The sequence below is a fragment of the Chryseobacterium sp. GVT01B genome (genome assembly GCF_019970045.1).
Taxonomy (GTDB): Bacteria; Bacteroidota; Bacteroidia; order Flavobacteriales; family Weeksellaceae; genus Chryseobacterium.
On sequence record NZ_JAHXYI010000012.1, the window covers coordinates 114,994 to 125,620 of the forward strand.

General features: G+C 35.4%; 7 protein-coding genes. 1 reads left to right on the top strand and 6 read right to left on the bottom strand.

Annotation, left to right across the window (positions count from 1 at the left end; all coding sequences use genetic code 11):
* Positions 1-176 precede the first annotated feature (176 nt).
* Positions 177-3,317, top strand: a complete 3,141-nt coding sequence (locus LC457_RS22790; RefSeq protein ID WP_223601882.1) for an exodeoxyribonuclease V subunit beta — start codon at positions 177-179, stop codon at positions 3,315-3,317.
* A gap of 100 nt (positions 3,318-3,417) precedes the next feature.
* On the opposite strand, the gene LC457_RS22795 is transcribed toward LC457_RS22790, so the two are convergent.
* The 6 genes from LC457_RS22795 to LC457_RS22820 form a co-directional block, all read right to left on the bottom strand.
* Positions 3,418-3,927: a ferritin gene (locus tag LC457_RS22795; protein ID WP_047374012.1), complete on the bottom strand. Its 510-nt coding sequence runs from the start codon at positions 3,925-3,927 to the stop codon at positions 3,418-3,420.
* A gap of 127 nt (positions 3,928-4,054) precedes the next feature.
* Entirely contained in the window at positions 4,055-4,504 is a 450-nt protein-coding gene (locus LC457_RS22800) for a hypothetical protein (RefSeq protein ID WP_047420317.1), read from the bottom strand.
* A gap of 187 nt (positions 4,505-4,691) precedes the next feature.
* On the bottom strand, positions 4,692-5,693 hold the full coding sequence (locus LC457_RS22805) for a hypothetical protein (RefSeq protein ID WP_223601883.1): 1,002 nt from the start codon (positions 5,691-5,693) through the stop codon (positions 4,692-4,694).
* 139 nt (positions 5,694-5,832) lie between these two features.
* Positions 5,833-8,484: a 4-alpha-glucanotransferase gene (locus LC457_RS22810; protein WP_223601884.1), complete on the bottom strand. Its 2,652-nt coding sequence runs from the start codon at positions 8,482-8,484 to the stop codon at positions 5,833-5,835.
* Positions 8,485-8,610: 126 nt separating this feature from the next.
* Positions 8,611-9,777 carry a T9SS type A sorting domain-containing protein gene (locus LC457_RS22815; protein ID WP_223601885.1) on the bottom strand — a complete coding sequence of 389 codons (1,167 nt, stop codon included), beginning with the start codon at positions 9,775-9,777 and terminating at the stop codon, positions 8,611-8,613.
* A gap of 657 nt (positions 9,778-10,434) precedes the next feature.
* A partial coding sequence (locus LC457_RS22820; RefSeq protein WP_223601886.1) for a hypothetical protein occupies positions 10,435-10,627 on the bottom strand: 193 nt, incomplete at its 5' end.

A 10,627-nucleotide genomic window follows, 5' to 3' on the forward strand; every position in this document is an offset into this window, starting at 1 on the left:
TTTTTTATAGAGCAAAGCTAAAATTATTTTTAATGTATACCATAAGTTTAACCACAGTTAACGCGTTTTAATATTTCTTTTTGATTTTTGCCTTCCAAACTGTTAAATAGCCTGATTAAATTGTTAAAGTTTCTTTTAAATTTTAGCTAACTTGCAGTCTCAATTCTCTTTTTACAATGCAAAATTCTTACACAGTCATCAATGCTTCTGCCGGATCCGGGAAAACCTATGCCCTGGTACAAAGGCTTTTGATGATCTGTCTCCGCTATCCTAATCAACAGCAGTCGATCAGGAATATTCTCGCTCTGACTTTCACCAATAAGGCAGCCAACGAGATGAAGGAAAGAATTTTATCCTGGTTGGGAAATTTCTCCGCTAAAGATTACGCTGAGAATACAGATCTGAAAAATATCCAGAAAGCTTTTGAAGAACAGGGTTTAAAAATTACGATTGATGAACTTCATGACCGCTCCAAGAAGCTATTGGATTATGTTCTCCACAATTATTCCACATTGAATATCGGAACTATTGACCGTTTTAATTCAAGACTGGTAAGAAGCTTCTCTTATGAACTGGGACTGGCTAAAAATTTTAATCTTGAAATTGAAGCTGAACCCTTTTTAATAGAAGCGGTTGATAAAATGCTGGATCAGATCGGAGAAAATGAAACAATCTCCAATTCTTTCATGGATTATGTAGACTACAGCCTTGAAAATAATGAAAGAATTAATCTTAATAAAAACCTTTATGATTCGGCAAAAGAATTTGTAAAGGATATTCACTATGAGCATCTGAAAAGCAATAAAAGTTTTGACGATGCCAATTATGAGAAAATAAAGAATACACTTCGTAAAGAAATTGTTCTCAATAAAAAACAATCTGCAGAACTTGCGGCCAGCTCTATTGAATTATTCAAATCAAGAAATATTGATATTGAAGATTTTGCTCAGGGTAAAAACGGAATCGGAGGTTTCTTTACAAAGGTTATAGATTTTTACCAACAGAAAAGACCCGGATTTCCTTTTCCTACTACTCAGGAAGAGTCTGTTATCAACAATTACAGGAAGGGAGCCTCTTCAAAATCAAAGCATAAAGAATCTGAGATCTTTGAGATTCTTGACCAACTTCTTGATCACAGAATGAAACTTATCCTTCTGTACATTGAAACCCAGAAGAAAGAGAAAGTTTTGTCTGCTCTTCTTCCTTTAAAGGTAAATAAGGATATTCAGGATGAACTTCAAAAAATTGAAGAAGAAAATGATCTTGTACTTCTTTCTAAATTTAATATCCTGATCAATGAAAATCTTAAGAATGAACCTTCTGCTTTTATTTACGAAAAGATAGGGGCACAGTTTCAGCATTATTTCTTTGATGAGTTCCAGGACACATCAGAGCTGCAGTGGCAAAATTTTGTTCCGCTGAGAGATCATAGCGTTTCTACGGAATACACTTCATTTACTTTGGTGGGAGATCCCAAGCAGAGTATTTACAGATTCCGTGGTGGAGAGAGTAAACTGATGCTGGATATTATCAACAAAAAAGAATTTTCACCGAAGGAAGCCGATCTTCTTGTGTTAAAGGACAACTGGAGAAGTGCCAGAAATATTGTAAAGTTCAATAATGAGCTGTACCGTTTCCATTCTGAAGGGCTTTTGGAAGAACATCAAAATATTTTCGGGGAAGATGCTGAACAAAGTCCAAAATCAAAGTTTGACGGACGTGTAAAGGTAAACCTGATCGACAATCTTACGAATGAAGAGTTTTACAATGATACTTCAGAAAGAATGCGGAAAGATATCCAGGAATGTCTGGATAATGGGTTTAAATTTTCTGACATTACGATTCTCTGTCGTGGAAATTTTGATATTTTCAGCTACTCTCAAAAGCTGGGAAGCTTAAAAGTTCAATATCGCAGTGGGGAAACGAATATTAAAACAATTTCCGATAAAGGTCTTACACTGGAGCTTTCCAATACATTAAAGGCTGTGATTGAATTTCTGCGATGGGAACTTAATCCTAAGAATAAGCATTGCCTGATCATGATGATGTATCATCTGAATACATTGGGAAAAATTCATATGCCGGATTTCACATTGGAAATGAAAGAAATTCTGGATATTCAGGGCCATGAAGAAATACTTCAGTTTATTCAGCAGAAATATTCGCTGCAGCTTAAGCAGGATAATTTCCCGAGGTTTAATCTGTATAATTTTATAGAATATTACATCAACGAATTTTCTGTTGAAAAGAAAGAGACCGACTTTTTACTCAATTTTTTGGAAATGCTTTTCAACTTCACACAGAATGCGGGTGCCAGTACGAAAGAGTTTTTGAAATATTGGGATGAAGAAGCTTCTTCTTACACCATTCAGGCTTCGGAAAACATTGATGCGATCCAGATCATGACGATCCACAAGTCTAAAGGGCTGGAATTCCCTATTGTTTTTATTCCTATGATGAACAAAAACAGGGATAATGAATTTACCAACTGGTTTGATACGAACGAAAATGAAGCTTTAAAAGCTGTAAATATCAATCAGTTTAATAAGAATCTGGAAGTTTATGATGAGGAAATCCTGTTTTTCAACAGTAAAAATTCTTATAAAAATATGATTGACAGGTTATGTCTGCAGTATGTTGCGACCACCAGACCTGTTGAGCAGCTGTTTTTCTATCTTCAGAAAGCCAATAAGACCTCTAATAATCTTGAGCTTCTTGAATTCCTTCAAACAAAAAACAAGGAACAGGTTGACGAGTTTGATGTGTATGAAGTGAATCCTGAAATGCTGAAAAAATACTCGAAGGATAAAAGTTCATCTTTTAAAACGCAGAATATTCAGGATCTCAAGAATGTCAATGAAAAAAGTACTTCTATCAAGATTGCTACGCCGTCTAAAAACTATCAGGTACGAAATGAAAAAGTAAGAATCGGGCTATTTGTTCATGAGCTTTTGTCTAAGATCAATACTGAAAAAGATATTTCAAAAGTATTGGAAGGTTACGCACTGGAAGGACAGATTACGCTTGAGGAAAAAAATGAAATACAGCTCACTTTAGAGGAGATCGTGAAAACGTATGCGGAATTCTTTGATGAAAAATGGGAAGTGATCAACGAAAAAGATATTATGATCTCTGAAAACGGAGAAAGTCATATCTTCAGACCTGACCGTATTTTAAAAGGTGAGGAAGGATACATCATTGTTGATTTTAAGACTGGTGAACAAAAAACTAAAGACGAGGCACAGGTGGAAGGTTATAAAAATATACTTGAACGTCTGGGTAAAAAGGTTCTTAAAACTCAGATTATTTATTTATAAATTTTCCAATCCCAATCTTTCGTTTTTAATGGATTTTCAGATAAAAATAAAAACCGCTATTCTGTTGAAAAGCGGTTTTATATTTTAAGAAGTTTAAGTCTTAAGCTGTCGTAGCAGGAACAAATACCCTCTGAGACAATTCCTGGTCAAAAAGGTATAATGCAGATGGATTATCGCATACCATTTTGATTTTCGTTACGTATTGAGAAGCACTGGCTTCTTCTTCTACCTGTTCGTTGATAAACCACTGCAGGAATGACGTAGTTGCAAAATCTCCTTCATCGTTTGCATTTTTTACAATATTGAAAATACTTTTAGTTACTATTTTCTCATGGGCCAAAGCTTTCTCAAAAATATCCGTAGCATTTTCGAACTCATGTGGAGGTTTTGGAATTTCTCCGATGATAATTTCCCCGCCTACATCATTCAAATAATCAAACATTTTATCTGCGTGCATTAATTCTTCTTTGCTCTGTACTCTGAAATAGTTGGCAATTCCATCCAGATCTTTTCCGGAAAACCATGCAGACATTGAAAGATAATATTGAGCGGCGTATTGTTCGTGGGCAATTTGTTCGTTGATTAATTTTGCAATTTTTTCGCTAACCATAAGTATTAAATTTATAGTCAAAAATAGGGAATAAAAGCCCGAAATCAAAAGTTTTAAAGAAAATTAATACAAAAAGGATGGAAAAAAATCCATCCTTAACACATTAAAAAACTAAAATTACAGGCTGTTATTTTACGTCAGCAGCTCCAGTATTCATCGGCTTTTTCATCATTCTTCTTTCTTTCATTGCCATCTTCATTTTTTCTGCTTTTGCTTTTCTGTCAGCCTGCCATTTATCATATTGTTCAGGGTTTAGAATTTTCTTCATGTCAGCATCCATTTGTGCTCTTTTGGCCATCATCTCCTGCATCTTAGCTTGTCTGTCTCCTTTATTTTTCTCGAACTCAGCTTTCCTTTCAGCATTTCTTTTCTCCTGAAGGTCTTTTATCTGAGCTACTTGAGACTGGTTCAGATTAAGGTCTTTTTGCATTTCTGCAAGACGTTCCTGTTGTTTCTGCTCCATTTTTTGCTTCATTTCTACGGCTCTTGCCTGTCTGTCCTGTGGAGTTGTAGTCTGTTGCGCCATGGCAAAACTTCCCATTCCGATAAATGCTATTGCTAAAACTAATTTTTTCATCTTTTTAAAATTTAATTAATTGTTATTTTGTTATTATACCTTTTTGATTATTAATTAAAACACAAGTTAAATTAACAAATTCATAAATAATGTTAAATTTTAACTAAAATAAATTAAAAAACAAACAAAAAAAAGGACAGATTATAAAAACCTGCCCTTCACACCACTTAAATATAATATATGAAAATTAATTCTTTACTAAGCTCCCTCTAAAGCCTCCGTTATTACCACGGTTATGCTGGCTTGGAGCAGAACTTTCAGATCTTTGTCTGGTGCCTCCTCCATTTCCTCTGAATCCACCGTTATCTTCTCTTTTGGGAGCTTCTCTTCTCACTTCACTGTTTCCTCTGAAACCGCCACCGTTATTGGTTCTGAAACCTCCATTATTATCGGAATTTCCACGGGTTCCTCCATTGTCAGAATTCCCTCTGAATCCTCCATTGTTACTTCTGAAGCCACCGTTATTGTCAGAGTTTCCTCTGTTCCCGCCATTACTGCTTCTAAAGCCGCCATTATTATCACGGAAACCACCTGAATTTTCAGTTCTTGTATTTCTGAAACCATTGTCCCTTCTGCTGTCTCTTCTGACAATATCAAAGGTAGGGTTATCCATTCTACGGAATCTTGATCTGTCTACTCTGTAAATATTGATATTGATATTTCTATATCTTGGCATTACAGTGTATCTCGGTCCATAATATGATCTCCTGTAATTCTGGAAATAGACAATAGGACTTGAACCTCTGTAATAGTTATTTTGGAAAACAACAAAAACTCTTGGTCCTAAAATTCTTTCCAGTGCATAAAATCTGTCATAGTACCATCTGTCCGGATTATATCGGTAGAAATTATCCCACGCTGTAAAACTTGCATACAGGTTATTAAGTCTCATGATCTGGTCTACCTGCCAGCGGCTTAATCTGTTCTGTACGAAAAATCCGTTCCAGTCGATATTAATGATACTTCCTCTGTAGTCGTTATAATAGCTTTGATAATAATCACTTGGATAATAATCCTGAGGATAATTGTAATAATAATCGTCAGGGAAATAATTTCTGTCATCTTCATCGCTGTAATAGCCTTCTCCATTCTGATAATAACCATCATTGCCCCAACCATTGTTCGGATAATGCTGAGCCGACGTCAAAACGCCCAACCCAAAAGCTAATCCTAAAAATATTTTTTTCATCTCTATAGTCGTTAATTGGTTAATATATAGCAGAATATCTTAATTCTATCTTTTTGATACAAATAAAAAAAAGAAGTTAAATCATAAGATCAAACTTCTTTTAAATTATTTTTAACCAATTGATAATCAGGTGTTAAATTTACATTCTACCACTATCTTTTATCCAAAAAGCTATCTTTTCATTGAAAGATTCTTTCTTTTTAAGGTCTTCCAGCTTTATATGCATTCTGTATCGCCAATAATGTGGGAAAACCGCAGGATTGTTAATTCTTTCATTGTCAATTTTCTTATTAGTGAGCTCTGCATCCGTTGCCAGAAACTCCTGAATCGGGAAAATAGCCAGCATAGCTTCATTATATAAATGCTGCTTCATGATGATCTCTGCAAGGTGAGGGCTTAAGTCTGCCGGAGCTTTACCATACTGAATCAGCTGCTGATTGAAGTATTTTTGTGTAAGGGCAGGATCTTCTTTCCACCATTGTCTCAGGGTTGAGCTGTCGTGTGAAGATGCTGTCACTACATTCATATAGTTGGCATGCTTAGGATTATAAAACGGAATATTTTCAGAAGGCATTCGCTGTACTTTTAATGCGATGATAGCCAATTCGTCCATTACAACCGGTACACATGCAGGAACCATTCCCAGGTCTTCCCCGCAGATCAGCATTTTGGTAGCATTCAGGATAACTGGGAGTTTTTCCATTGCTTTTTCAGACCAAAGGTGATCCTGTCTTCTGAAGAAATAATCGTGATACAGATCATAAATGTTTTTCTGCTCCAGTTCGGAAAGATGTTTGTAAGACTCTGTATTGTATACATTGAACCTTGGGTGATAAACTGTTTTCCCGTTTCTCTCTTCTGCTAAAAACAAAACATTAGCACATAGAGCGATCAATTGTTCTTCAAGCGGACCGTATGATTTTTTCTTAAAAAAATCAGCCAGTTTTCTCTGGGTATCAAACTCTTCTTTGAATGCATAGGTACCGTCCACATTGCGGTTCATAAATTCAAGGGCTTTTCCGCTATCTTTTCCAAAATAGTCCCATAAAACCTGATTATTGATAAAAGGCTTGCAATACCTGTCAAAATTAAACGGAATCTGCCAGGCTTTAAATTCCTCCACAACAATAGGAACAGCCGGATAAAAGTACCCTAAAATTCCTTGTACGGCAGAAATCGGCATTCTCCATATTCTGAAGAAACCAAGAATGTGGTCAATCCTCATAGCATCGAAATACTGTTCCAATGCTTTAAACCTGTTTTTCCACCATCTGTAATCATCTGCTTTCATGGCTTCCCAATTGTAAGTCGGGAATTCCCAGTTTTGTCCCAGTTCAGTAAATTGATCCGGGGGTGCACCTGCCTGAAAATCCATCCCGAATAATTCAGGCTCTGTCCAGGCTTCTACGGAATATCTGTAAATTCCGATCGGAAGATCTCCCTTCAACGAAATTCCCAGGTTATGAGCGTAATCAACAGCATCCTTCAGCTGTACATGCAATTGATACTGTACCCATGCATGAAGCATAGAGGAATCATAATCTTTACTTTTCGTTGTAAAAAATTGCAAGATTTTTCCTGCAATATATTTTTTATGGGTTTTCCACTCGTTAAAATTGGGTGTCTTATATTTGTCCCTCAATACACAGAATGCAGAATAAGGAACAAGCCAATGGTCATTATCTTTGATGAATTTTTTGAAGTTTTTGTCTTTGTAGATTTTATCTTTTTCTGCATAGAAAACAGCGGTAAGATATTTCCACTTACCTTCGATCATTTTTTCATAATCAATCAGATCCAAAGCATTTAACTCCTCCTTTTCAGTTAAATACATTTCAACTAATTCTTTCGGTAAAGAATAATCAAGCTTTTCTATAGAGATATATTGTGGATGCAGAGCATAAACAGATACTGCTGCATAAGGATAAGAATCTGTCCAGGAATAGTTTGCTGTTGTATCATTGATCGGAAGAATCTGAATAATACCAAGATTCGTTTCTCTTGTCCAATCTGCTAATTTTTTAATATCTGCAAATTCTCCTACCCCGAAGCCATCTTCGCTTCTCAAAGAGAATACGGGAACAGCAACGCCGGCATCATGATACATCTGATATCCTTTGAATCTAAAATAATGATTGGAAACAATCTGTAGAACATCACCTAATGGATTAGCAGCCGTAAATCTGTTTTCTCCGGTTTCCACATCAATGACTCTGTTTTCTTTGATATCGTAAATACAATATTTGAATTGGATCAATTCATCCTCCGGAATTTCTACAGAAGCTTCCCACATTCCGAAATCTGTCTGATGCAGATGAATAACTTTTTCATAACTCCAGTTTCCTAAGGATGCCGTGCTTCCAAAGAGAACAATTCTCCAATCCGGATTATATATAGGTGCTTCTATTCTGAATAAATGGGTATGTTTTTTTAAAACCGTTATTTTTTCGGGAACAAAATCATGAAGCTTATTGTAAAGAATTTTGTTATTTAAATAGTTTTCAGGAAAATTTTTGTTATTCCATTCGTCAAAAACTATAAACTCCTTATAATTATGGGGAAAACTAAGATGATGCGGAACAAATTCCTCTCTTAATACATTGCCTTTTTCATTAACCACCCGATATTGGTAAGAAATGGATTTGGAGAAATTGTCAACTTCACATTTCCAAACTCCATTCTCAGCATAAAACATAGTATGGATATGCACTGCAGCTCCTTCTTCACCAATGACCAACTGCAAACTTTCTCCAGCCTTTACAATATATCCTACATTAAAGTATAGTTTCATCTATATTTTTTTATAAAAGTACATTTTAATATCGAAAAATAAAACTTATTGAATATCAAATAATCATTAAAAAACCTTCTCAAACTGATTTGAAAAGGTCTTTATATTCTTAATGATATTTTGTAATTATCTTGTTACGAGAATCTTCTTATTGAAAATTGCTTTTCCGGATTCATCAGTAATATTTACTATATAAGCTCCACTCACCAATCCTTTAAGATATACTTTCTCATCCAGTGAAGTATCTTTTACAGACAGATCCTGAGTCATCACATTTTTACCTGACATATCAAAGATATTCAGTTTAATATTACCTTTCACATTCTTATTAGCATGAACATTGATATAATGCTCATCAACCTTTGTAGGATAAATATCCAGGTTAGTTGCCACAGCGTTGATATTGGAGGCTTTATCATTCGCAAAATATTTACTTGCCAAATCATAAATATGCAGCCCCTGTTCTCCCGGAAGCTGCTTTGCCTGTAAAGTTGAAAGATCTACCTCATATAAGGCAGCTCCTTTTGCACTTGCAATCACCACTTTACCCTGAGCGTTCACAGCGGATCCGTTAACAGAATAATTATCTGGAATCCCAGCAATTTTACCAATGAACTTAGCTTTTAACTCTTTTGTCAGAATCTTGAAGACATTTCCTGAAGCTGCGAAAACATAGAAGTTATTATCTGCATCAGCTATCATATCTCCACCAAATCCAGTTTCCATAGCCGTAAATGAATTTCTTCCGTTAGAAGAATCATCTTTGATAATCCCCAGATCATTTACTGCATATTGTCCACTCTTTTTACTGATTTCCAAAAACTGTGTTCCGGCATTATTCACAGCATAAACATTTCCATCATAGCCTGTTGCCATTCTTGTAATATGAGAATTGATATCACATGATGATACCCTAGCAACTGTATTTTCTACCAATGTGATCTCCTTAGTCTGTGGATTTAAAACATAAATATTAGACGAAAACATGGGCATATACACCAGATTATTATTCGAAGAATCATAGGCTAATGCAGCCATCGTTATGGCTTGAGAATTACTGTATGAGCTTTTATCTTCAGCTACAATGCCTCTTCTGGTCTGTGAAAATACCTTCGCTGAAGAATCGGCCGTAAAAATTTTCTCTCCGGAAGTTCCATTAGCCGCATCAATGGTACGGAAATCATTGAAAGTGATACTCTGAGTCTGTTTTCCAGCAATCGCAAAGAAATCTTGTTGTGCCTGTGCATTCACACCGAATAACAATAAAAATAGAGGGAATAAATGTTTTTTCATACTATATATTTTTAGATTCGTAATCATTTTGATATTACTAAGTTACACAATTTTCAAGTTAAAAAAACAAAAATCCCGGGTATTTGAATAAAGTTGATGATAAATTAATGAATGTATACCTATATCATTTATTTCTTCATCCTGCAAAATCAGTTTCGTTGTAGTTCGAGCTATATAAGTGATTAATCGCCTATATATTTCAGGAGCATTCTCCCGCTATCCATTCATACTCCTCGCGCCCGCTCTTTCCCTGACCTTAGCCGAAGCGTTCCGTGCCTGCTCCGGGGTAACCATTACTATCGGGGCTAGGGAAGACGAATTATAAATGATGAATTATAAGTTATAAATGATGAGTTGTGGAAGCTATCCTGTCTATAAGTCACATGATTTAAATGGTGAGTTACAATATCCACGATCATGTCATTCCGTAGGAATCCAGCCACATTTATTAGAGTCTAAAAGATTCAAAGGAGTAGCACAGAATTTTTAATACTTAAATGATTTGATAATCTTAGATATACTTGATGATAGAATCTAAAATGGCTTGTTTAGACTCCTGCGGAATGACAAGGAGTGCTATCAATGATAAGTGATAAATAATCAATGATGAAGGATCTCTGGTATTGGTTGGAAACAGGAACCATTAATCATTATTGATTACTCATTGCTTATGTTTGGAGTTGTGTTTTCTTTCGAGTTGTGCTGGGTTTGCTTTGGATTGAAGTTGTGTATAAAGCAAAAAAAATCCTTTATCATAAGATAAAGGATTTTTAAAAATAAAATAAAAACTGGCGGCGGCCTACTCTCCCGCTTTCGCAGTACCATCGGCGCTGGTGGGCTTAACTTCTGT

What these genes read in the sequence shown, in the direction of transcription:
- LC457_RS22790 (WP_223601882.1), top strand. Translation starts at nt 177, where the DNA reads ATGCAAAATTCTTACACAGTCATCAATGCTTCTGCCGGATCCGGGAAA.
- LC457_RS22815 (WP_223601885.1), bottom strand. Translation starts at nt 9,777, where the DNA reads ATGAAAAAACATTTATTCCCTCTATTTTTATTGTTATTCGGTGTGAAT.
- LC457_RS22805 (WP_223601883.1), bottom strand. Translation starts at nt 5,693, where the DNA reads ATGAAAAAAATATTTTTAGGATTAGCTTTTGGGTTGGGCGTTTTGACG.
- LC457_RS22795 (WP_047374012.1), bottom strand. Translation starts at nt 3,927, where the DNA reads ATGGTTAGCGAAAAAATTGCAAAATTAATCAACGAACAAATTGCCCAC.
- LC457_RS22810 (WP_223601884.1), bottom strand. Translation starts at nt 8,484, where the DNA reads ATGAAACTATACTTTAATGTAGGATATATTGTAAAGGCTGGAGAAAGT.
- LC457_RS22800 (WP_047420317.1), bottom strand. Translation starts at nt 4,504, where the DNA reads ATGAAAAAATTAGTTTTAGCAATAGCATTTATCGGAATGGGAAGTTTT.